The sequence below is a fragment of the Dyadobacter sp. LHD-138 genome (assembly GCF_030929615.1).
Lineage (GTDB): Bacteria > Bacteroidota > Bacteroidia > Cytophagales > Spirosomataceae > Dyadobacter.
On record NZ_JAVFVU010000014.1, the window covers coordinates 184,778 to 207,623 of the forward strand.

Here is a 22,846-nt window from a genome sequence, read left to right on the forward strand (position 1 = left end):
CTTGTTACCAGGGAATCTGTTTAGCATTGTTCATTTCCAGCGTCACAATGGGTAACCGCGGATCCTGACCTTTCCAGGAGCCATAGATCCAGTCGTGGTCAGGGTCAGAGGTGTTGGCCAGTGACTGATCACTGCCCGCCAGAAAATTCAGGTAATAAACATTGTAGCCATGTGCCGCCGCGACCGGATGATAACCTTTGGGGACCAAAACAGCCTCGTTATCATGCACACGCACGATCTCGTCCAGCGAACGGTCATCGGTATAAACCTGCTGAATGGCATAACCTTGTGGTTTATCGATCTTGTAAAAATAAATTTCTTCAAGGTTGGCTTCGATCAGATTACCATCGGCGTCCACTTTTCTGTCGTCATGCTTGTGCGCGGGGAAAGAACTCCAGTTGCCTGATGGCGTGTAAACTTCCACACAAACGATCTTATGGCAGTCGAATCCCGGTTGAAGCAGACTGTTGATCTGACGGTTTGCATTGTCTCCGCCTCTGAATTCGATGGCAGCTTCCTCGGGACGCTTCATGTATGGCGGATGATCTTCGTCGGTGGCCACCCAACAAATAGCAATATCTGTATCAGGCGATTGAGCGGTTAAAACAAATTCGGTATTTCGGGATAGGTACATCGCGTGGCCAATCCCGCTGAACACATCTTTCCGTCCATTAATAGTTTCCCAGCTTCCTTGGTCGGTTTCGACTTTAAAATTTCCACCTAAAAGCGTAATGCAGTATTCGTAATCTCCGGTGTTCAGTGTATATTGTTCGTTCAGGTCAAGAACTCTGGCTTCGAAGTTTAAATAAGTCCATCCGGCCTGGTCGCTGGTCAGGGAATGATAGGTTTTTTGGTTAGGTTTCGGTTTTACCAGAAGGTCGCTCATTGTTGCTTTTCTATTACATTTGCACAATGATAGCGTTGTATAAATTAAATACAAAGTGTAAATATGTTAATATCGAATGCAAACGTTTGAAAAAATTTTAAATATTTAATTGTAATTATCCTACTCATGAATTCCTCTCGTCCGGTTACCATTAAAGACATTGCCCGCCGCTTCCGTTGTTCTCCATCCACCGTGTCCAGGGCGCTTAATGATCATCCGGCTATCAATGAAGACACCAGGAAAAATATTCAGGAATATGCCAAAGAGGTGGGTTATCAGCGTAATGAAGTGTCGCTGAGTTTATTGAATAAAAAGACGGCCACCCTGGGCGTTGTGGTGCCAACGATCGGGAATTATTATGAAACGGCGGTGATTGAGGGGTTGCACACGGTTTTGCAGCCGTTGGGCTATACGCTTAATATCTGCGTGACGAATGAAAACTATCTGCTTGAAAAAGAATATCTGTCAAAACTGCTGTCCAACCGAACCGAAGGTATTTTCCTTTCGGTTTCTCAGGAAACCTATGATGCGGGTTACTATGAACACCTCGAAAGTGTAATTCAGCGGAAAACACCTTTGATTTTTATAGACCGGGAATATGAGGATTTTGAAACCAGCCGGGCCACGGTGGATGATTATCACGGAGCCTTCGCTGCGGTAGAGCATCTGATCACAATTGGTTATAAAAATGTCGCCCATTTAAAAGGTCCGAATGGACTTACAGTCTCCGAGCAGCGTTTTAAAGGCTATCGCGACTGTCTGAAAAAGTATGATATCGCGATCCGGGAGGAGCTGATTATCAACACCAATTTTCAGGTTGAAAGTGCGATTGTGCCAACCAAACGACTCCTGGATCTTGACTCGCCGCCGGATGCAATTTTTGGTGTAAACGATCAGGTTGCGATAGGGGCGATGCGGGTTATCCTGGACCGCGGGTTGAAAATTCCGGGCGATATTGGCATCGTTGGTTTTGACAATTCACCAATCTCAGCCTACACTTATCCTTCTTTGACCACCATAAGCCGTCCGGGGCGAAAGATTGGTATGGAGGCTTCGCGGTTATTTTTGAACCAGATCAATGCTTCCGGCGATTTCGCGCATGAGAGTATTGTGTTGCCTTCGGAGTTGATTATCAGGGAGTCTTCTTTGCGGATTTCATAATATTTGAACAACAGGAGGCTCCGAAGGAGCCGGGAAAGGCGGGTAACCCTGTATTTGCTATAAACAGGGTGCCCCTAAAGGGGCTGCATCCGTACCGCATTCGTTGCCGTGATTTTATAATCGGTGGGGTTTCCTGCTTGTAGCCATTTATGCTATGATCAATATTTGGTATTGAACGAGGATCAGTTTGTTCTACTTATTGCCTAAAGCACGAAACATTCGTTTTTAAGACTCACCTTACTTTGGCGATTTCCGATAACATTGAAATACGAACTAATGAGTTAGCATATCACAAACGTCAGGATGAAATCTTGATGATGATTGATGTGGATGCCCTCCCGGCTCATTCGGAGCCTCCTGTTTATAGCACCAATCTGTCCGTGGCAAATCCTGACTCCGTAGGCGTCTCCTAAATAAACTACAACTTCTGATACTGAATTATATCCCGGACTGGATAATAATTTTATTAATCAAACGATTAAATATTTTGATTTAATAAAATTATTAATAACCTTTGCCAGGCAATAAAACAAAAGCATGGCTAAGGGAAAGAAAGATCTGGATTTGTCGACGGAGGAGAAGATTATGGAGGCGGCGCGTAAAGTGTTTACCGAAAAAGGTTACGCAGCGGCCCGCACGAGGGATATTGCCGAAGAATCGGGGATCAACCTGGCGTTGCTGAATTACTATTTCAGAAGCAAGGAAAAGCTGTTTGAACTGGTGATGCTGGAACGGGTCAATAAATTGTTTGGTGCCATAATCCCGATTTTAAATGACGAGAGCAGCACTCTGGAAGAGAAGATAGAGGGTATTGCAGGTTCTTATATTGATCTGCTGACGGAACATCCGGACCTGCCGATTTTTGTTTTAAGCGAAATCAGAAACAGGCCAGAGAAATTTGCAGCGCTTGTGAATGCCAGGGATCATCGGGTGACCAAATCGGTTTTTATGAAACAATTGATTGAACGGAAATTAAGCGTGAGTCCGTTTCATATTCTGATCAATTTGCTTGGCATGACGGTTTTTCCCTTTGTTGGGAAACCGGTTTTGTCGAAACTTGTCGGAAATGAAGCCGAATTTGATGCGCTGATAAAACAGCGTAAGGAGTTGATTCCCATGTGGATAAAAATGATGCTGAACTGACAGCATTTTTTTGATCTGTGCATTAATCAAACGATTAAATTAAAAGACTAAATAAGATGATTAAAAAGCTGAAATTTTGGGTGCTCCTTTCCTGTACCTGGCTGTTAAAAACGGCGCTTTTTGCTCAGTCCATTCAAAATTTGTCAATTGAGGCGTGTTATTCGCTGGCGCGGGAAAATTATCCGTTGATTAAAAAATACGATCTGATCAAAAAAAGCGGCAATTTTTCTGTGGAGAATGCGGCGAAATTGTATTTGCCTCAGTTGGCGATAACCGGACAGGCCAGTTACCAGTCTCAGACGATCAGTTTTTCAGATGCCATTCCTGCTATTCCCGGTGTGAGCCTGCCATCGATCAGTAAAGACCAGTACAAAGTCCAGGCTGAAATTAGCCAAATCCTTTATGATGCAGGCGATGTTCAAAATCAAAAAGCCGCAATTCGAGCAAATGAGGCTGTTCAGCAGCAAAATATTGAGGTCAATCTGAGAACACTGAATGAACGCGTGAACCAGATTTATTTTGCGGTCATTTTGATGGATGAGCAATTGAAACAAAATGAAATCAGGAAATCGGAGTTGCAGAGCCAGCTGGAAAAAACGCAGGCCGCACTGAATAACGGCACGTCATTCCGAAGTAATGTGGACCAGTTGAAAGCGGAACTTGTCAATGTGGATATGAGCAGTATAGCGTTCAGATCAAACCGCCGGGCATATTTACAGATGCTCTCGCTGATGATCGATAAGAAGCTTGATGCAAACACGACACTGCTTATGCCGACGGAAAAACCGGTTCAAAAGGAGATTAACCGGCCGGAATTAAAACTGTATGACCTTCAAAAACGACTGTATGATGTCGAAGAACGAAAGTTGCAGTCAGCCTATACGCCCAGGTTAAACGCTTTTTTTCACGGCGCTTACGGGCGTCCGACGCTCAATATCATTGAAAACAAATTCGGCCCCTGGTTTATTACCGGATTGCGGCTGAACTGGAATTTGGGGAGCTTGTATGCGTTGAAAAATAACAAGGAAATTCTTCACGTCAACCGCCAGAACGCGGATGTAGACCGGGAAGTATTTTTGTACAATACCAATCTGACATTAACCCAGCAGGGAGAAGAAATACAGAAATACCGGGATTTGATCGATCAGGATAAGCGTATGATTGAACTTCGGGAATCAGTTAAAAAATCCTCACAGGCGCAGCTGGACAATGGTGTGATCACGGTACACGAGTATATCTCACAGCTCAATTCGGTTAATCTTTCACGTCAGACGCTCATACTGCACACGGTTCAGCTTTTACAGGCAGCATACAAACACAACCATACCTCAGGCAATGAAAATTAGAAATCATTTGATCACGCGACATAAAACATTACCAGCCCTCGCGCTGCTTTTTCTCCTGGCAGCCTGTGAAACAAAAAATGATTATGACGCGTCCGGAAATTTTGAAGCCGACGAAGTGATTGTTTCTGCGCAGCAAACAGGGCAGCTTTTAGCATTTAGCGTTCAGGAAGGTGCGGAACTGAAAGAGGGAGAGAAAGTTGGACAAATTGATGTGAAAATTCCGGAGTTGCAAAAGCAGCAGACCGAGGCGTCCATAGCAGCGTTAAAACAAAAAACAGGAAGTTCCAAAGACCAAACCGAGGTGGCTCTGAAACAACTTGCGGTTCAGGAATCTCAACTTGCCCAGCAGATGCGTGAGCGAAAAAGGACGGAAAATCTGGTGAAGGCTGACGCCGCGACGCAAAAACAGCTGGACGATATGGATGCCGCTATAGACCAGATGCAGAAGCAGATTGGTGTAACACGGCAGCAGATTAAACTGTATAACTACAACGCAGCCACGCAAAACCGGGGAATTTTGAGTGAGCAGTCGCCACTGTCTGTTGCCGCGAAACAATATCAGGAGCAGATCAACCGTGGGCAGATTATCAATCCGTTAACGGGTTTAGTCCTGACAAGATATGCGCTGAAAGGTGAAATGACGGCAACGGGCAAACCGCTTTACAAGATTGCCAATATGGATACACTCACATTGAAGGCCTACATAACGGGCGACAAGTTGGCTCAGATCAAAACGGGGCAAAAAGTGACCGTGCGGATTGATGCGGGGGAGAAAAAGTACAAATCTTACAGCGGACAGATTTACTGGATTTCAGCAAAAGCCGAATTCACCCCGAAAACAATCCAGACAAAAAATGAAAGGGCGAATCTGGTGTATGCGATGAAAGTCCGGGTCAGGAACGACGGGTTTTTGAAGATTGGAATGTATGGGGAGGTTGTTCTTTTTTAGGGCGGCCGCGGGTTGAGAGTTGAGAGTTGAGAGTTGAGAGTTGAGAGTGGAGAGTTGAAAGTGGTTCGGGGGCCGTGGGGAAGGTTTGGTAATAAGGTGACGATTTTTGAAGTTTTAGTCTTTATGGTAAAACGTCATATGAGAAAAGGGATTGTTGCACCTAAGTCGATCGCATTTGCGATTCGTGTGGTTGGTATGTATAAGTTTTTGTCTGCTGAACTTCGGGAGTATGTTCTTTCCAAACAGTTGTTAAGGAGCGGAACTGCCGTTGGAGCATTGATCCGGGAAGCTGAGCACGGGCAATCGAAAGCTGATTTTCTCAATAAAATGAACATTGCATTGAAGGAAGCTAATGAATCCGATTATTGGTTGTTGTTATTAAGAGAGGGAAATTATCTGACTGAAATTCAATATCAATCAATCCAGGCCGATTGCGACGAATTAATAAAACTATTAGCCAGTATAGTAAAATCAACTAAAATGAGTCTCGGGAGATAAAACCAAGAAAGAGGATACTCAAACAACTTTTAATTGTTTGAGTATAGCTATCTGGTACCTTGCAGGCTCACACAACCGCACTGCGACCGCTTTCAACTCTCAACTCTCCACTTTCAACTAAGAAACAATGAACGCAGTCACACTCCAAAATATTTCCAAATCCTACCAGGATGTAAAGGCCGTCAGGGATGTTTCATTCGAAGTGAAAAAGGGTGAACTTTTCGGACTTATCGGAGCGGATGGGGCCGGGAAGACATCCATATTCCGGATTCTGACGACGGTATTGCTGGCAGACAAAGGTACGGCTACCGTTGCAGGTTTCGACGTAGTGAAAGATTACAAGGCGATCCGGGACAGGATTGGATATATGCCCGGCAAGTTTTCGCTGTATCAGGACCTTACAATCAGAGAAAATCTGGAATTTTTCGCGGCCATTTTTGGAACAACGATTGATGAAAATTATGAGCTGATCAAAGATATTTACGATCAGATCAAACCGTTCAGCGACCGGCGTGCAGGGAAGTTGTCGGGTGGAATGAAACAAAAACTGGCCCTTTGCTGCGCGCTGATCCACAAGCCGGAAGTTCTGCTTCTGGATGAGCCAACAACCGGAGTCGATGTGGTTTCACGTAAAGAGTTCTGGGCCATGCTAAAATCTTTGCAGGAAAAAGGAATTACGATTCTGGTTTCAACACCTTATATGGATGAGGCCAATTTATGTGAGCGTATCGCATTGATCCAGAATGGGAGAATCATGAGCGTAGATACGCCTGAAAATATTATCAAATCGTTTCCTGTAAAACTCTACGCAGCGAAATCGGATGCTATTTACAAGCTTTTAAAAGATTTTCGTGCAGCTCCGGTGGTGGACAGCTGTTATGCTTTCGGTGAATTTCTGCATGTCACCATGAAGGGAAACCGGGAAACGGGAAGTTCTGAGTTAAGAGATCTGGCGATTGAAAGAGGGCATACCCATGTTGTCGTGCAAGAAATTACCCCCGGTATCGAGGATAGTTTTATCCGTCTGATGAACGAAAAAACGGAAGTGTCGGCGCATCAATAAATTCAATTATGGAAGATAACAAAGCCATTGTTTGCAAAGATCTGACCAAACAGTTCGGTGACTTTTATGCCGTAAACAAGATTTCCTTTGAGGTCTTAAAAGGGGAAATATTCGGGTTTCTCGGGGCGAATGGTGCGGGAAAAACTACCGCGATGCGGATTCTGTGCGGGTTATCCTTTCCGAGTTCCGGTACCGCGACAGTTGCGGGTTTTGATGTGTACAAACAACAAGAAAAAATCAAGAAAAGCATTGGCTACATGAGTCAGAAGTTTTCGCTTTATGAAAACCTGACTGTACTTGAAAATATTGAGTTTTACGGAGGGGTATATGGTGTGTCGAGGAAAGAAATAAAAACCCGCAGCGAGGAGCTCGTGCAGACACTGGGTCTGGAATCAGAGGCAAAAAAGCTGGTAGGCGCGTTGCCCCTGGGCTGGAAACAGAAGCTCGCATTTTCGGTAGCGATTTTTCATAAGCCGCAAATTGTCTTTCTCGACGAACCAACAGGTGGTGTTGATCCCGTGACCCGGCGGCAGTTTTGGGATATGATTTATGAAGCCGCAGCAACCGGTATCACGATTTTTGTCACCACGCATTACATGGATGAGGCAGAATATTGCAACCGTATTTCAGTGATGGTGGATGGAAAAGTGGAAGCACTGGATTCACCGGCTAATTTAAAAAAGGAATTTAATGCAGATTCAATGGACGAAGTGTTTTATCAACTGGCCCGGGGAGCAAAACGTTCGGGTGATTGAGATTTTCGGGTTACGCAGAGGTCGATAGAGCGGAGGTCGCGCGGCAATAAAGAGGGGCGCAGTGCTTTTTTATTGTACAAACAAAATCTCAGTGTCCCCGCGCGGCGTCCGCTCTTAACCACTCTGTGAACCTCTCTGTAACCTAAAACCACCATGAAGCAATTACTGGTATTTATAAGAAAAGAGTTTTTTCATGTTTTTCGCGACAGGAGAACATTGCTGATCATGTTTGGCCTTCCGGTTGTACAAATTGTTTTGTTTGGCTTTGCATTGACCAACGAAGTGAAAAATATCGAAATCATTATTTCTGATAACGCAAGGGATATCAATGCTCAGCAAATTACCGATAAAATAAAAGCGTCGGCTTACTTCAAAGTACAGGAGTCTGTTTTGGATTATAACGACATTGAGAAGGCGTTCAAGAAAGGAAATATTAAGTGTGCACTGATCTTTCCGGCACATTTTGGCGATGATTTATGCCATGAAGGAAAAGCCCAGGTACAGATCATTACCGACGGTTCCGATCCGAATATTGCGAAAACCGTGGTCAACTATCTCACCGCCATTATTGGTGATTATCGGCAGCAAATATCGCCTTCTCCGACGTTGGCCTACCGGATTATTCCTGAAACCCGCATGCTTTATAACGAAGAGGGAAATGGTTCGCTGAATTTTATCCCGGGTGTAATGGCTTTGGTTCTGATGATTGTCTGTACCACACTGACTTCGGTGGCAGTGGTGAAAGAAAAGGAGCTGGGAACCATGGAAATACTGCTTGTTTCGCCATTTAAAGCTGTTTTTGTCCTGATTGCCAAAGCGGTTCCGTATTTGTTGCTTTCCATGATCAATGTGGTACTGATTCTGCTGTTGGCGGTTTATTTGCTTGATGTTGAGATTAAAGGGAGCGTTTTACTGCTTTTTTTTGAAAGTGTGCTGTTTATCATTACCTGTCTTTCCCTTGGTTTGTTAATCTCGAATGTTACCGATTCCCAGCAGACTGCCATGCTTATTTCGATGATGGGTATGATGCTACCAACGTTGATATTTACCGGTTTTTTATTCCCCTTGGAAAATATGCCCAAGGTGTTTCAGATCATTTCTAATGTAATTCCTGCCCGTTGGTATTTCATCATCACGAAGGCCGTCATGTTAAAAGGACTTGGTTTTACCTATGTCTGGAAGGAAACACTGGTGCTGACCGGTATGACCGTCGCACTGCTTGGCATTGCGTTGAAAAACTTTAAAATCAGACTACAATGACCGTACTTGGCTTTTTGTTGCAGAAAGAATTCCGGCAGATCCGGCGGGATACGACCATCCTCCGAATTATGTTTGCGTTGCCGGTTATTCAACTGATTGTGTTTCCGCTGGCGATGGATTTTGATGTGAAAAGTGTCAATATTTCGATCGTGGATCAGGATCATAGCACGTACTCCCAAAAGCTGATTTCTAAAATTGCTTCCTCGGGGTATTTCAAAATTGTGGGTGCAGAAACCTCATTTAAAAAGTCGTTGACCTATATCGAAAATGGTGAAGTGGATCTGGTCATGGAAATTCCAGCGGGGTTTGAACGGAATCTGGTACGGGAAGGTGTTCAGAAAATAGGGATTTCGGTGGATGCCATCAATGGGACAAAAGCAGGAATTAGCGGACAATACCTCAACTCGATTATCGCCGATTTTAATGCCAATATGGATGTAAATGTAAAAACTAGTGCCATGTCCCAGCAAGGGATTATTAATATCACTTTTACAAACTGGTTTAATCCAAGGGCTGAATATAAATACAACATTGTTCCGGCGATTCTGGTATTGCTGCTAACTATGATCGGGGGATTTGTAACGGCACTGAATATTGTCAGGGAAAAGGAAGTGGGTACCATAGAGCAGATTAACGTGACACCGATCAAAAAATGGGAGTTTATTTTAGGAAAACTGATTCCGTTCTGGATTATCGGAATGATCGTTTTTACGCTCGGGTTAACCATCAGTTGGTTGGTATACGGGATTGTTCCGGTAGGTAGTTTTCTAACGCTTTATGCATTTGCGGCAGTGTACCTTGTTGCCTTGCTCGGTTTTGGTTTGTTAATTTCTACATACAGCGATAACCAGGTTCAGGCCATGTTCGTCGCTTTTTTCTTTATTATGATTTTTATTCTGATGAGTGGCTTTTTCACTTCCACGGACGGGATGCCGGGGTGGGCGAAAGTTATTTCGAACATGACACCAGTGGCGCATTTTGTTAAAACCGATCGGATGATCATACTCAAGGGAAGTAGTTTTAACGATGTAAAACAGGAGTTTTTATATTTAGTTGCTTTTGCCGGGGTGTTAAACGGTTGGGCAATATGGAATTATCGGAAGACGAATTAGTATTTTGCGTCGGCAAATTTGGTAAGTTGTTTGATTTTGTCTGTACCGGTCAGCAGACGTTCCTTCGAAGCGATTCAATGTTTGCTAATTGTCGATGTGCTACCGACCAAATTCGGTATTGCAGCCCACCAGGCGTTCCTTAGGAACGCTTGAATAATTACTGGTTTCTTACTTTCCTACCGACGAGATGTGCCTATGGCGCAAGAATTAAGAGCGTTTCAATTTTGAATTTTCAGATGATCTCCGTGTTTTCTTCTCACATAATGATAATCGTTAATGATTGCAGAATATTCTGCCTTAGGCAGATTTTGTGGGTAGCTCGATGCGCTTCTCGTAGCCACCATGCGTTCCAACGGAACGCCTCGTGAATCGGGCTTACGCAAAAAAAACTGCTCGTTAGATTTGCTTTTGGAACATGAATGATTCAGTACCGGCCATCACATTTTCGGTTTAATCGGAATCCAAACCTCTTCCTCAGAATCCGGATCTTCATTTTTGTATTTTTCTCCTAAAATTTCAAAATGTGGCCGATCGTCGAGTACATAATCCGAAGCGGGAACCCAGGTGCCGTAAATGTATTGGAAAGTTTTCTCTCCCGCGCTTGCCGGACCCTTATGGATGAAAACGGCATAAAGTCCTCCCGGTAATGGATATGTTTCCATATCCGAAGGAACGATATTAAAATCAGAAACCTCGATCGCAGCCCATTTATCAAACAGTGCATCCGGATTGAAATTCTCAAAATGCGCCGGACTTTTGTAAACCTGCATGGAATATAAATCAGTGCCAATATTATTCATGATTTCGCGACGCCGGGGCATAAAACTTCTCCATAACGCGTAGGTTTTATTATTGGTCAGTGAAGTTTTAATGCGTTTACCGACCAGGAGCTTGGGAGCTAGTGTTTTTAGTATTGGCTGTAAGGTGTACTGCATAGGTTCCATCGATCGTGTTCGGCAAGATAGTGAATAGGATTTTAAGGCAATAAAATAATTTCCCAGTAATATTTTGTAAATAAAGGCAATATTTGAATCTGGGTTGGCAACCGAAGAAACTTTGAAAGTATATTATAAATTCTATCTTGACAAAATTGATTTTAGACATCCAACACGAATACAAAATCGGCCAGGACACGTTCCTACACAGCTTTTCTCCTCAACATGATTTTGGGGTTGTGTTTGAAGATGACCAGGCAACCGGTTATTTCTACGCCATTGATAAATCAGAAAACCCTGACGTTCTGGACGGCTTGCATATTTACAATGTCGAAGATATTATTGAAAAAACACTGCCAACGAAAATTGAAATTTGCTGGCGGGAAGATGGTTTGCTTGCCGCGCTTTTAGTAAATAATCATTGCCATGCAATCTTCGATTTTGGGCATAAAGCGGGCTATTGTCGTAATGGTTTTCCGGATACGCCCGGCGACTGGGCTTTGGTTAAGGAAAGGCAGCTTACGGAAGAAATGATTGCCGCAGTTTTTGAGGTCAAGCGCTGAAAAGATCGTCGCCCAGTAATCATTGCAGCTATTTTCAGGATTGGTATGAAGCCTTAATTTTTCAAAGTAAGGCTTCGTACCAATCTTGCGGAACGTTGTCAAAACGGCTTGTTTTTTATCCAATCCGCCAAAGATTCGTGGCTTGGTTTCCAGCCAAGTAAATTTCTTGCATGAACGGCGCGGACGCGGCTATTTGAGCCTAAGGCAAATCTGGCCCAGTCGCCCAGTTCAGCCAGGGCATCTTCGGCAGACCAGCTTTGTGTTTTTCCTTCGTAGCCGAGGGCGCTGGAAACATAACCTGCTATGTCTTGATAAGATTCTTCACCATTTTCTGCGTAAAAATAGGAAGCGGATGGTGCCTTTTCCAATGCTAATAGATAAAGGGTTGCCAAATCAGCGATGTGTACGTTAGACCAACGGTTTACGCCTGCACCCAGATAAATACCTGCCTGATGTTCGATCGATTTTTTGAAGATAACGGGCAGCTGATCACTTTCAACAGGGAGCCCGAGTGCTTCGCCGTAGGCCATCGAGGGCACAATTACAACGGTTCTTACCCAATTGTCAATGCCTGCGCGTCTTACAAAGTTGTTTATTGCGACGCGTTCTTCCCGGATATCCATGGGTATAAAAGGTGTTTCTTCTGTGTAAATATCCGTGGTCGTTGATTCACCCAAAACATCGTCGCCGACGACACTCGAACCGGAGGTGTGAATAAAAACTTTGCCTGTCCCGGTAAGTGTTTCGATGAACGTTTCGACTGCTGCCCTGTGGTCAGAATTGGCCGTATGAATGACTGCGTCTGCACGGGTGGCATTTTCAACTAAGATATGCCTGTCTTCCAATGTACCGATGACGGGATGGACGCCAAAACGTGCGACAGCGTCGGCGTTTTCCTGATTTCTGACCAAGCCAAACACCTGATGTCCGTTGTCTATTAAAATCTTGCCAACGGATCCGCCTATATAACCGGTGGCTCCCGTGAGAAAAACTTTCATGATTTTACTAATAAAGTGGATGTTATTTTTCTTGCAAAAATACCGCCCCTGAAATCGTTTTAATAATTACTTAAATCATGGAAAGGTATCAGCAAGGTGATAGGAGAAGGGTGGTTTGGTCGGTTGTGGAAGGAAGCGACCGATCTTTTTACTACATCGTTTCAGCCGACAAATTATCACTCTATCCAACAATCAAATGACGTGATAGATGTGAACTTTGCAGAAAACAATAACAGATATGACTCAGCTAGAACATGTACAGCAAGTCGAAGGCCGACTTTTAAAAGCCATGCTTAACGACGACCTTTCAGAACTCGACAAGTTATTGGCCGACGACTTACTGGTCACCGCGCCCGACGGTTTGCTTGTCGGGAAGGCAGCGGACATGGAGGCACATCGTAACGGCGAAATCCGGATAGATTCGATGAAAGCACCGGAAACGGATTATAGATTTTTACCAGATGTAACCATCGTATTTGTGCTGATGGAAATAACAGGACGTTTTCAAGGGCAGAAGTTCGAAGGGCGGTATCGTTACACGAGGGTTTGGCAAAACCGGAACGGAAATTGGCAGATCGTGGCGGCGCATATAAGTTTGGGACAATAAGAATTCTTTCAACCATTCAGGCAAAAGGATTCTTACAGGTCTTACTTACAAAAGGTTACTTTTGATATTGAATATCTTTCTGATGTTTAGGTAATTAGCTGTGTTTTTAGCATTGGTACCGTTAGGTATTAACTAAATCATTAAATACCATTGCAGCGGGATTTTTATCCTGCATACGCCGGGCGAAAGGACATTTACAGGTTCCCCAATTGCACTTGGTATACATGAAGATCGCGTCTTCAATCATCCCCTGATTACGTGCTGTTCTGGCGAAACGAAGCAGATGTCTGATCAATTTCTGTATCGATTACAGAAATTGATCAGACAAATCTTACAAAGCCATCTTTAAACCAAAAGATAAATTGACGATATCAGAAAGTTTCAGATACTCGCGGTTTTGAATATAACTGATCATCAGCAGATCGTAACTGCCCAGCTCGTAATACAGTTCAAATGTTTTTCTTTGCCTGTTTACCTTAAAATCCCGTCCGACTTTTCCTCCGATGTAAACGGCCGGCCGGATAGCCGTTGCCCACCAGTAATATCCCGATGGATAATAGGAGGGCCATTTTGAGTCAAACTGGGAACCGAACGTATAGCTAAGATACGCGCCAAGTGAGAACGGAGCAATGTAAAAGGTATTTTTGAGCGGAATACGCCAGGGGGAATAGGTTGTTTTTGCGGTGATCGTGATCAGCTCGTCTCCCCCAAATTTATGGGGTAAAAAGCCAAACATCAGATCAGTTTCCAGTGTTTTATTTTTGGAAGCATAACCCGGTCCACCCGACATAAACCCGATATTGCCAGCGAATTGCAGCTTAAAATGATTGGGTACGAACCACTTCGGTCGTTTTGCTTCAACGGGTTCTTTCTGTGCAAAAGCGGTCACGGTCAAAAACAGGGAAAGTACTATCAGTAATTTTTTCATGATGATCAGAATTCAACACGGTCCACTTTATATCCATCTTTCCACACGTTAACGATCATATAACCTCTCGTTCCCATGCTTGTGGTAACATAATAATGAACGCCATCTTTAAACGTATGCTGATGACCATACAGGGACATTTTTACAGTCCCGCTTTCTGCCAGGATCCTGACATATTCTTTTTCCAGTTTCGGGTTGAAGTCGGCGTCAAAAGGTGGGACGTGTGCCACGACGATCGTGTTCTTTTTACCCGGATTATTAGCCAGTTCTGATCTCAGCCATGCGAGATTTGGAGTCGTCCCGTCAAAGGCATATTCGCGTGAGTTGGTGTTGACGAAGATGAACTTATGCTGACCAAATTCGAACGAATAATCCAGCGCTCCGTACATTCTCGTGTAGGTATCCGGACCGTTTGCTACAATGTCGTGGTTGCCAATAACAGTGAGATAAGGGTAGTTTAATTTCTGCATGATTGCATTTACCCATTCAAATTCACGGGTTATGCCGAAATCGGAAATGTCTCCGGCGTGCAAAACGAAAGAGATATCCTTTTGTTTGTTGGCACTTTTTACAAAATCCGAGGTCTCGTCGTACCAGCGCTGGCTGTCGCCCATGAGTATAAACCGAAGCGTGTCTTTAACCGGAAGTTGTTTTATTTTTTCAATATTCTTAACCGTCAGATCCTTCTCATTGTCTTTTAGCACGATCTGATTTGGGTTGAACTGAAAAATCCCATCGCAGGAAATGAGGAAAATACCCAGGAAGAGAATCGCCAGTTGCGATAACGTTTTCAATGTAATTTGACGTTAGTAAATGATTACTTTATTGTCTTACTAACCATTCTAAACGCCTTATAATTCCGGAAATGGGATTGGAGCTCGTTTTTCTGAAATCGTTTTTGTCTTAAATAGTACGGTATGCGTTTGATAATCAATCATCAAAAAAAATAGCAATGCCGTTTTTCGATGTGGTAAATAAAAAGAAAAAGAGCGGGTCGGGAACGGACAGCTATGATCATTTGAACAGGACATTCATTTCTTTAAATACCCGGTAATCTTACATTTTTTGCTGTAAAGCCCTTATTTAAAACAGAAAAAGCAGATTCGAAAGAACCTGCTTTTTCTGTTATTGACTTACTTCTATCGAATCTTACTTTTTCTGCTGCGAAAGGAAAGTGATCAAAGATGCGAACTCCTCATAAGACAAAGCACTGGCGAGGCCAGATGGCATCATGGAATCTTCCAATTCTTTGCGGGAAACGATATCCGATGTTTTGATGGTGTAAAGTTGCCCCGTGATGTCTCTCATAACAACTTTTGAAGCGGATTCCTGTGTGATGAATCCCATATAGGTTTTACCGCCTTTGGCGTCGATTACCACCGAGGCAAAACCTTGTGAAATCGATGCATTGGGTTTAAGAATGGATTCCGCAATTTGTTCGCGGTTCATGATCGATCCGATCTGCCCCATAAATGGTCCCTTCATCGTTTCGCCCTTAGTCACGCTATGGCAGGCAACACATCCCTGACGGGTAAATAACGTTTTTCCCAGTGCAGGGTCTCCGTTGATCTTGGCCATTGCCAGCATCACATCCTCAATTGAAGATTCGCCAACTTGTCCTTTTTTATTTCTGATCTTATCCAGATCAACCTTCACTTCTTCCTTTACGGCTGCAACTTCGCCGTCGCCCAATTCTGCTATTTCCATGCGGTGCCTGCTGTTCAGGTCGGCAAAAAACTGTTTTCCGGCAGCATCGGACTTATTGTATTCCTGCGTTAAAATGGCTTTAATTGCAGGCGACGATTCCCAGGTAATCGCTTTGTAATAGGGGCCGTGAGAATCAGGCCGGGTGCTCCACCACCAGGAGCCGTCATAGTCAGCCTCTTTTTTATAAAGTCGGGAAAGTGTTGTCAGAATCTGCTTTTTCGAAGCCTCATCTTTCACTTGTTGGTATGCTGAGATCAGTCCGTTGACTGCTTTCGGATCATGCATGTAACGCAGTGCCCAAAGTGCAATGGTTGAATTTTCGGTTCCGATCGCAGCCACGCAAGCATCCACAGCATGAAGAGATACAAGCGAACGAACGGCAATGTGAGGCGGAACAATCGCTGAATTTGGCGTCGCATGGGGACCTTCCACCCCTTTCGCAGGTGGAACAAATGAAGCAGGAACTTTAACCTGTAACAATGCCTGCGCAGATTCTACACGGCCAAGGCGTCCAAGCCCAATTGTCGCCGCAATTTGTACGCGAGGAGAAGCATCCTGAAGCCCTTTCAGGAATGGCTCAATAGGTACATTTTTAAGATTTCCTTTACGGTCTGTCAATGCGCGCAATGCAAATTCTCTTGTATCGTTATCGGCAACAAGTTGTAGTAGATTGGTTACTCCATCGGCACCCGTGATCTGGGCATACGTGAAAATTCCCGCCACCCTGGCGTACAATGGTAAATTTTTGTCGGCAGCAATTTTCCATACCGCTTTGGCCGATTGTTTGGCCGGGCGTGTCAATAACTCCTGCTGGGCATCCAAACGGGCAACTGCACTGCCGGATTTAAGCAAAGTCACCAATTGTTTAACCGATGCTTTTTTTATGTCCGGATAAGCTTTGTAAGTCCAGTTCTGAGGGACGGCGCGGACAACAAATCCTTTGGACGGGTTTCCGGAATAACCGGCACCAGCCCAGGCCGAAAGATACAAACGACCGGCGCCATCTATATCCAAATCTGTGATCTGAGATAATTTAATGAATTCTTCGTCTTTCTGCTTAAATGTCGCGTTGTCGGGTGTGATGCGGTGGATGAAAAGCTGGCTTCTGCCCCAATCCGCCATCATAGGCACGCGGTTATATTTTTCAGGCCATGAAGAATCGTCCATAAATAAAGCACCGGTTCCTGAACCACCGCCAAGATCTACCATGGCTGGAATAATCTCATCCGTGAAATGTTGGAACAAAACAGGATATCCGTATTCTCCCGACTGTATCTGATTGCTGAAACGGATATTCCATCCGCCGCCATCGTTGGTATTTCCACGTGTGAAAATGTTCATATACGGATCAATGGCAACATCATAAATATTTCTCATGCCATGCGTATAAACTTCCATCTCGGTTCCGTCCGGTCTGACCCGAACAATGCCGCCGCCAAGCATGGTCATTTTTTTACCGCTGCGATCAACTGCGTCATGAAAGCCGAAATCACCGACAGCGATGTATATCCATCCGTCAATACCCATCCGGATGCCATTTGTGGCGTGATCCGTTCCACGGCTTTGCAGGAATTTAGGAGAGCTTATGTTCTGAATCAATGGTTTTGATGGTCCGTCGGCTATGCCATCGCGGTCTTTATCCTCAAAAACAACGAGATCCATGCCACTTGCTTTTTTTGTTTCCTGCGAAAATGTTGTGTGCAGTACAAAAACCTGATCGCCTTTGGCTATAATTCCCCGTGGATTATCGGCCATCGCAAAAACAGAATGTTTGTCAACTTTGCCATCGTTATCGCTGTCGACAAGCTTGACAATCCTTCCCTTTCCGGGATCTTTTCCCAGTGAACCGATCATGTCCACACCAACGAAAACGTCTCCGTTTGGCGCCACGGCCAGGCAGGCGGGACTTGGCGTCAGATTAGGACCTGCAAAATGGGTGATTTTTAATTCAGCAGGCCAGCTGCTGGCGTTGGGTAATGAATCGACACGGGTGTAGGATGCTGATTGTTTTTTTGTCCCTGAATTTTTATGCTGCGGGCCAAACCACATGAGCATAAGGAAGGCAGAAATTAGCGTAAAGGTAATTTTTAACATGTTTATAATTTATAGATAATGGGGCTGAGGAATTTGTGAAAAAAGGACAAACAATTTCTTTAATAATTTTGCTTAACCCGTATTTTCCCGGCAAAAAGAGTCAAATTTTGAATTTATTAGGGGCATTGTATGAAAAAATGGATAAAACAGCCAATTGGGCGGGAAATTAAAAAACAATTCCTTTAAATCCATGTGACGGAAGTATACCAGAAGTGCTTTAAGAGGAGAAAACGATTGTTTTATTTAAAATCCAGCTTCTAAATCTTAAAAATTTCTTAAAAGTATTTTTGCCGGTAAATTATTTTAGCTTAATCGATAACTTCGCTTTTCGCGCTATTGGATTCGTGCGCAGGATCAACAAACAAACCAGGAATAAAGACGAAGCTTCATGTCACAAAAAATAGTTGTAATCGGTAGCTCCAATACCGATATGGTAATTAAAACCAAAGTATTCCCCCTGCCCGGAGAAACCGTTTTGGGGCAGACATTCCTGATGAATCCCGGAGGAAAGGGGGCAAATCAGGCTGTTGCCGCAGCCAGGCTTGGGGCTGATGTCCGCTTCGTTGCGAAAGTCGGTCAGGATATTTTTGGAAACCAGGCGATGGTCGATTTCAAAAAGGAGGGACTGGATATCGACCACGTTTCCCAAACACCGGATTATCCCTCAGGCATTGCTACCATCACGGTGAACGACAAAGGTGAAAATCAGATCATTGTGGCTTCCGGGGCGAATATGGATCTCAAACCCGCAGACCTGCCCGATGTTATTTTCGAAGATGCGTCACTGGTGCTGATTCAGCTTGAAATTCCGCTCGAAACGGTTCGGTATATCGTTGAAAAATGCAGATCGCTACAAATTAAATTGGTTTTGAACCCGGCTCCGGCCAAGCCAGTAGACGATGACCTGTTGAACGGGCTTTATCTGATTACTCCGAATGAGACGGAAACGGAGATTTTAACAGGGATTGTACCCGATAGCCCCGAATCACTAAAAAAAGCCGCGCTTTTCTTTCGGAAAAAGGGGGTTGAACATGTGATCATTACACTGGGGGAAAAAGGAATTTATCTTTCCAACGGGCAGTATGAACAAATTATTCCGGCCGTGGAAGTGCAGGCAGTGGATACAACCGCTGCCGGGGACGTGTTCAACGGAGCCATTGTTACGGCGCTTTCCCAAGGCTGGAATTGGCTTGAGGCCTGTGATTTTGCCTGTAAAGCTTCGGCGATATCGGTAACAAGAATGGGTGCTCAGAGTTCGGCACCTTATCAACATGAAATGAAATAACGATGAAAAAAATACCGGTTATCATTGACTGTGACCCTGGCCATGACGACGCGCTCATGCTGATGCTGGCTTTTGGAAGCGGATTGTTTGATGTCAAAGCCGTGACAACGTCGGCCGGAAATCAGACGCAGGATAAAACATTGGCCAATACCTTAAAAATTCTTTCGCTGATCGGGGCAAATGTGCCTGTTTACCGTGGATGTGAAAAACCGATTTTTAGAAATCTTGTGATCGATGATTCGGTACATGGTGAAAGTGGCCTACACGGGATAGAATGGGTTGTACCTGCTTTCCAGCCCGAAACAATTTCGGCGGTGGAAGGCATTGCAAGGATATTATCGGAAAGTGAAGGTAAAATCACGATTGTGCCCACGGGCCCCTTGACAAATATTGCAGCGTTTTTATTGGCTTTCCCCAATCTAAAGGATAGGATTGAACGTATTTCCCTCATGGGAGGCGGAATTTTCAGAGGCAACATGACGCCCCTGGCCGAATTCAATATTTACGCAGACCCGGAAGCGGCGGCAATCGTATTCGCCGCCGGTATCCCGGTTACCATGTGTGGGCTGGATGTGACGCATAAGGCGGTTGTTTTTCAAAAAGATATCGATTTATTCCGCGCCATTGGAAACAAGAGCGGTGAGGCCGCGGCCAACTTCCTTGAATTTTATTCGCGGTTTTACAGGGAAAACAGGATTGAGCTGGAAGGCGGTGCCGCCTTGCATGACCCTTGTGCTATTGCCTGGCTGATTAATCCCGATATGTTTAAAACAAAATCCTGTTACGTAGCCGTTGAAACGAAAGGAGAGTTGACCAGTGGAGCTACGGTGGTGGATTTTTACAATGTGCTCAAAAAAGCGCCGAATACAGAGGTGGCTTATGATATCAACAGAGAAGAATATATTAAAATGCTGGCAGATGCGATCAGGAGCTTACCCTGATATTTTAATGTTCTTAACTGATTTTATGTAATTATTAGTAAAACAAGCAAATGCGCTGATGTATTTTGCACAAAGCGTGATACTTTTAGATCATCAAACAAATTAAACAATTCGTGAAAATTTCTGAAAGGAATTGGAGGTTGGGAAAACCTGGTTTTCATCAGAAAATGAAGCGAAATTAAAATTTATGAAGGAGCAATTGAGAAAAGAACAGGCATTGGATTACCATGCCAACGGTAGACCTGGGAAAATTGAGGTGATACCTACAAAAGATGCAAAAACCCAGCGCGATTTATCTCTTGCTTACTCGCCCGGCGTGGCGGAACCCTGTAAGGAAATTTTCAGGGATGTAGAGGAAGTTTATAAATATACGGCCAAAGGGAACCTGGTAGGCGTAATTACGAACGGAACAGCGGTGCTGGGCCTTGGTAATATCGGACCGGATGCCAGCAAGCCGGTGATGGAAGGAAAAGCCGTTTTGTTTAAGATTTTTTCTGATATCGATGTTTTCGATATTGAAATCAATGAAACGGATCCGGATAAGTTTATTCAGATTGTGCTGGCACTCGAACCTACTTTTGGCGGGATAAACCTGGAAGATATAAAAGCGCCCGAGTGTTTTTATATAGAAAAACAGCTGAGGCAGAAAATGAAAATTCCGGTGATGCACGACGACCAGCATGGTACGGCGATCATCAGCAGTGCCGCTTTGCTGAATGCACTGGAATTGCAAAAGAAGAATATTGGAACCGCAAAATTTGTGGTGAGCGGGGCTGGAGCTGCCGCGATGTCCTGTGTTTTATTGTATAAATCCCTTGGGGCGCGCGCTGAAAACTTTACGCTTTTTGACAAGGACGGCGTTTTGCATCGTTTAAGGACCGATCTGGACGATGACAGAAGGCAATTCGCGGTATCGGCCTCGCCCGAAATGACACTCGCTTCGGCCATGAAAGACGCAGACGTTTTTCTGGGGTTAAGCGTAGGCAATGTGGTAAGCCCGGACATGATCAAAAGCATGGCGGCCAATCCGATTGTTTTTGCCATGGCCAATCCTGATCCGGAGATTTCATACGAAGCCGCCACGGCCGCGCGCAGCGATGTGATTATGGCGACGGGGCGCAGCGATTATCCGAACCAGGTAAATAACGTGCTCGGTTTTCCGTTCATTTTCAGGGGAGCGCTGGACGTCCGTGCCACGCAGATCAATGAGGAAATGAAACTTGCGGCGGTAAGGGCGCTCGCTGATCTTGCTAAAAGCGCGGTGCCGGATATTGTTAATCTCGCCTATAACGAGACGACGATATCTTTCGGGAAAGATTATATTATTCCAAAACCGCTGGATCCAAGATTATTGTCCACGGTTGCCCCCGCAGTAGCGCTGGCGGCCATGGAAAGTGGTGTAGCTAAAAAGGGGATTCAGGATTGGAATGCCTACAAGGAAGAATTGAACCACAGACTTGGACTTGATAACCAATTGCTGCGGGTGATTGGTAACAAGGCGCGCCTTGCCCCGAAACGACTGGTATTTGCCGATGCAGACAACTGGAAAGTATTGAAAGCAGCGCAGATTGTTTTCGATGAAAAAGTTGCTTATCCGATCTTGCTTGGGGATGCCGTCAAAATCAGGTCGGTTGCAGCTGCCAATGGCATTGATCTGGAAGGTTTGACGATCATCGATCCGCGCAGTGATACACAAGAGGAAAACAGAAAAAAATATTCACAATTATATTTTGCAAAACGCCAGCGAAAAGGTATCAATGAGTATGAGGCCGTGAAAGCCATGTATGACCTCAATTATTTTGGTTGCATGATGGTTGAAACGGGCGATGCGGATGCCATGATTTCCGGTCTTACCAAGAATTATCCGGATACGATTCGCCCGGCACTTCAGATTATTGGTACGGAAGACGGTGTTAAAAAAATTGCCGGTATGTACCTGCTGATCACGAAAAAAGGGCCTTTGTTCCTTGCCGATACCACGGTGAATTTTAATCCGACAGCGGAGGAACTTGCGGACATAACCGACCTGGTTGCACGTGAGGTAAATAATTTCAATCTGACACCACGGATTGCCCTTTTAAGCTATTCCAACTTTGGCAGCAGTGATTCCCCGGAAGCGAAGGTGATGTCGGAGGCAAGAAAACTGATCAAAAAAAGAAACCCATCGCTGATTGTCGATGGAGAAATGCAGGCCAGCGTGGCTTTCAACCCTAAAATGCTAAAGGATAGTTATCCGTTCAGTGAATTGGTGAACCACGATGTGAACACGCTGATTTTTCCAAACCTCGCCGCGGGTAACATTGCCTATAACCTGCTCAAGGAAGTGGGGAACGCAGATGCCATTGGCCCGATTTTATTAGGTCTGAAAAAACCCGTACATGTGCTACAATTGGGGAGTTCAGTCCGGAGTATTTATTATATGGCATTGGTAGCAGTTATCGATGCCCAAATGAAAAGTAAAAATGAAGGTGAAGAGTATGTCGGAAAGATTTGATTATTGAGGTAAGATAAGCAAGAAAGTCCTGTTTTTTTAGCGGGACTTTCTTGCAGAATCATCATTTCTATCCAGTTGGAGTGCCATAATTCGGCCCATAAAGCCTTGATAATTTATGAAA

20 protein-coding genes are annotated in these 22,846 nt (G+C 44.4%); 14 read left to right on the forward strand and 6 right to left on the reverse strand.

Annotated features, from left to right (window positions below; all coding sequences use genetic code 11):
* Positions 1-4: 4 nt before the first annotated feature.
* Positions 5-886 carry a 5-deoxy-glucuronate isomerase gene (iolB, locus tag RB622_RS13065; RefSeq protein WP_308047004.1) on the reverse strand — a complete coding sequence of 294 codons (882 nt, stop codon included), beginning with the start codon at positions 884-886 and terminating at the stop codon, positions 5-7.
* A gap of 126 nt (positions 887-1,012) precedes the next feature.
* Here iolB and RB622_RS13070 point away from each other — a divergent pair, with 126 nt between their 5' ends.
* From RB622_RS13070 to RB622_RS13110, 9 genes are all read left to right on the forward strand, one after another.
* Positions 1,013-2,047 (forward strand): LacI family DNA-binding transcriptional regulator, encoded by a 1,035-nt coding sequence (locus tag RB622_RS13070; RefSeq protein ID WP_308047005.1) that lies wholly within the window; start codon positions 1,013-1,015, stop codon positions 2,045-2,047.
* Between the two features lie 537 nt (positions 2,048-2,584).
* Entirely contained in the window at positions 2,585-3,190 is a 606-nt protein-coding gene (locus RB622_RS13075; RefSeq protein ID WP_308047006.1) for a TetR/AcrR family transcriptional regulator, read from the forward strand.
* 56 nt (positions 3,191-3,246) lie between these two features.
* Entirely contained in the window at positions 3,247-4,536 is a 1,290-nt protein-coding gene (locus tag RB622_RS13080; protein ID WP_308047007.1) for a TolC family protein, read from the forward strand.
* Positions 4,526-5,485 (forward strand): HlyD family efflux transporter periplasmic adaptor subunit, encoded by a 960-nt coding sequence (locus RB622_RS13085; protein ID WP_308047008.1) that lies wholly within the window; start codon positions 4,526-4,528, stop codon positions 5,483-5,485. Before RB622_RS13080 ends, RB622_RS13085 begins: the two co-directional genes overlap by 11 nt.
* Positions 5,486-5,623: 138 nt before the next feature.
* Positions 5,624-5,983 carry a four helix bundle protein gene (locus RB622_RS13090; protein ID WP_308047009.1) on the forward strand — a complete coding sequence of 120 codons (360 nt, stop codon included), beginning with the start codon at positions 5,624-5,626 and terminating at the stop codon, positions 5,981-5,983.
* 127 nt (positions 5,984-6,110) lie between these two features.
* Positions 6,111-7,046, forward strand: coding sequence for an ABC transporter ATP-binding protein (locus RB622_RS13095; protein ID WP_308047010.1), 936 nt, complete (start codon positions 6,111-6,113; stop codon positions 7,044-7,046).
* An 8-nt stretch (positions 7,047-7,054) separates the two neighbouring features.
* Positions 7,055-7,801: an ABC transporter ATP-binding protein gene (locus RB622_RS13100; protein ID WP_308047011.1), complete on the forward strand. Its 747-nt coding sequence runs from the start codon at positions 7,055-7,057 to the stop codon at positions 7,799-7,801.
* 153 nt (positions 7,802-7,954) lie between these two features.
* The gene (locus tag RB622_RS13105; RefSeq protein ID WP_308047012.1) at positions 7,955-9,061 is read left to right on the forward strand and encodes an ABC transporter permease; all 1,107 of its coding nucleotides are present in this window, start codon (positions 7,955-7,957) and stop codon (positions 9,059-9,061) included.
* Positions 9,058-10,173 (forward strand): ABC transporter permease, encoded by a 1,116-nt coding sequence (locus RB622_RS13110; protein WP_308047013.1) that lies wholly within the window; start codon positions 9,058-9,060, stop codon positions 10,171-10,173. Before RB622_RS13105 ends, RB622_RS13110 begins: the two co-directional genes overlap by 4 nt.
* Positions 10,174-10,610: 437 nt before the next feature.
* On the opposite strand, the gene RB622_RS13115 is transcribed toward RB622_RS13110, so the two are convergent.
* Complete coding sequence (locus tag RB622_RS13115; RefSeq protein WP_308047014.1) at positions 10,611-11,108, reverse strand: GyrI-like domain-containing protein; 498 nt, start codon at positions 11,106-11,108, stop codon at positions 10,611-10,613.
* Positions 11,109-11,263: 155 nt separating this feature from the next.
* On the opposite strand from RB622_RS13115, the gene RB622_RS13120 reads away from it, so the two are divergent.
* Complete coding sequence (locus RB622_RS13120; protein WP_308047015.1) at positions 11,264-11,671, forward strand: DUF2251 domain-containing protein; 408 nt, start codon at positions 11,264-11,266, stop codon at positions 11,669-11,671.
* A 98-nt stretch (positions 11,672-11,769) separates the two neighbouring features.
* Here RB622_RS13120 and RB622_RS13125 read toward each other — a convergent pair whose 3' ends face one another.
* Positions 11,770-12,669: an NAD-dependent epimerase/dehydratase family protein gene (locus RB622_RS13125; RefSeq protein ID WP_308047016.1), complete on the reverse strand. Its 900-nt coding sequence runs from the start codon at positions 12,667-12,669 to the stop codon at positions 11,770-11,772.
* A 238-nt stretch (positions 12,670-12,907) separates the two neighbouring features.
* On the opposite strand from RB622_RS13125, the gene RB622_RS13130 reads away from it, so the two are divergent.
* On the forward strand, positions 12,908-13,276 hold the full coding sequence (locus RB622_RS13130) for a nuclear transport factor 2 family protein (protein WP_308047017.1): 369 nt from the start codon (positions 12,908-12,910) through the stop codon (positions 13,274-13,276).
* 331 nt (positions 13,277-13,607) lie between these two features.
* On the opposite strand, the gene RB622_RS13135 is transcribed toward RB622_RS13130, so the two are convergent.
* From RB622_RS13135 to RB622_RS13145, 3 genes are all read right to left on the reverse strand, one after another.
* Complete coding sequence (locus RB622_RS13135; RefSeq protein ID WP_308047018.1) at positions 13,608-14,204, reverse strand: hypothetical protein; 597 nt, start codon at positions 14,202-14,204, stop codon at positions 13,608-13,610.
* Positions 14,205-14,209: 5 nt separating this feature from the next.
* Positions 14,210-14,998: a metallophosphoesterase gene (locus RB622_RS13140; RefSeq protein WP_308047019.1), complete on the reverse strand. Its 789-nt coding sequence runs from the start codon at positions 14,996-14,998 to the stop codon at positions 14,210-14,212.
* A 355-nt stretch (positions 14,999-15,353) separates the two neighbouring features.
* The gene (locus RB622_RS13145) at positions 15,354-18,005 is read right to left on the reverse strand and encodes a c-type cytochrome (RefSeq protein ID WP_308047020.1); all 2,652 of its coding nucleotides are present in this window, start codon (positions 18,003-18,005) and stop codon (positions 15,354-15,356) included.
* 388 nt (positions 18,006-18,393) lie between these two features.
* On the opposite strand from RB622_RS13145, the gene rbsK reads away from it, so the two are divergent.
* The 3 genes from rbsK (at position 18,394) to RB622_RS13160 (ending at position 22,725) form a co-directional block, all read left to right on the forward strand.
* A complete protein-coding gene (gene rbsK, locus RB622_RS13150; protein ID WP_308047021.1) occupies positions 18,394-19,290 on the forward strand; it encodes a ribokinase in 897 nt (298 codons plus the stop codon).
* 2 nt (positions 19,291-19,292) lie between these two features.
* Positions 19,293-20,231 (forward strand): nucleoside hydrolase, encoded by a 939-nt coding sequence (locus tag RB622_RS13155; RefSeq protein ID WP_308047022.1) that lies wholly within the window; start codon positions 19,293-19,295, stop codon positions 20,229-20,231.
* A gap of 187 nt (positions 20,232-20,418) precedes the next feature.
* Entirely contained in the window at positions 20,419-22,725 is a 2,307-nt protein-coding gene (locus RB622_RS13160; protein WP_308047023.1) for an NADP-dependent malic enzyme, read from the forward strand.
* The last annotated feature ends 121 nt before the right edge of the window (positions 22,726-22,846 follow it).

Bases quoted from the DNA above. Each gene is read 5' to 3' on its own strand.
- iolB (WP_308047004.1), bottom strand. From the start codon at position 886: ATGAGCGACCTTCTGGTAAAACCGAAACCTAACCAAAAAACCTATCAT.
- RB622_RS13070 (WP_308047005.1), top strand. From the start codon at position 1,013: ATGAATTCCTCTCGTCCGGTTACCATTAAAGACATTGCCCGCCGCTTC.
- RB622_RS13075 (WP_308047006.1), top strand. From the start codon at position 2,585: ATGGCTAAGGGAAAGAAAGATCTGGATTTGTCGACGGAGGAGAAGATT.
- RB622_RS13080 (WP_308047007.1), top strand. From the start codon at position 3,247: ATGATTAAAAAGCTGAAATTTTGGGTGCTCCTTTCCTGTACCTGGCTG.
- RB622_RS13085 (WP_308047008.1), top strand. From the start codon at position 4,526: ATGAAAATTAGAAATCATTTGATCACGCGACATAAAACATTACCAGCC.
- RB622_RS13090 (WP_308047009.1), top strand. From the start codon at position 5,624: ATGAGAAAAGGGATTGTTGCACCTAAGTCGATCGCATTTGCGATTCGT.
- RB622_RS13095 (WP_308047010.1), top strand. From the start codon at position 6,111: ATGAACGCAGTCACACTCCAAAATATTTCCAAATCCTACCAGGATGTA.
- RB622_RS13100 (WP_308047011.1), top strand. From the start codon at position 7,055: ATGGAAGATAACAAAGCCATTGTTTGCAAAGATCTGACCAAACAGTTC.
- RB622_RS13105 (WP_308047012.1), top strand. From the start codon at position 7,955: ATGAAGCAATTACTGGTATTTATAAGAAAAGAGTTTTTTCATGTTTTT.
- RB622_RS13110 (WP_308047013.1), top strand. From the start codon at position 9,058: ATGACCGTACTTGGCTTTTTGTTGCAGAAAGAATTCCGGCAGATCCGG.
- RB622_RS13115 (WP_308047014.1), bottom strand. From the start codon at position 11,108: ATGCAGTACACCTTACAGCCAATACTAAAAACACTAGCTCCCAAGCTC.
- RB622_RS13125 (WP_308047016.1), bottom strand. From the start codon at position 12,669: ATGAAAGTTTTTCTCACGGGAGCCACCGGTTATATAGGCGGATCCGTT.
- RB622_RS13130 (WP_308047017.1), top strand. From the start codon at position 12,908: ATGACTCAGCTAGAACATGTACAGCAAGTCGAAGGCCGACTTTTAAAA.
- RB622_RS13135 (WP_308047018.1), bottom strand. From the start codon at position 14,204: ATGAAAAAATTACTGATAGTACTTTCCCTGTTTTTGACCGTGACCGCT.
- RB622_RS13145 (WP_308047020.1), bottom strand. From the start codon at position 18,005: ATGTTAAAAATTACCTTTACGCTAATTTCTGCCTTCCTTATGCTCATG.
- rbsK (WP_308047021.1), top strand. From the start codon at position 18,394: ATGTCACAAAAAATAGTTGTAATCGGTAGCTCCAATACCGATATGGTA.
- RB622_RS13155 (WP_308047022.1), top strand. From the start codon at position 19,293: ATGAAAAAAATACCGGTTATCATTGACTGTGACCCTGGCCATGACGAC.
- RB622_RS13160 (WP_308047023.1), top strand. From the start codon at position 20,419: ATGAAGGAGCAATTGAGAAAAGAACAGGCATTGGATTACCATGCCAAC.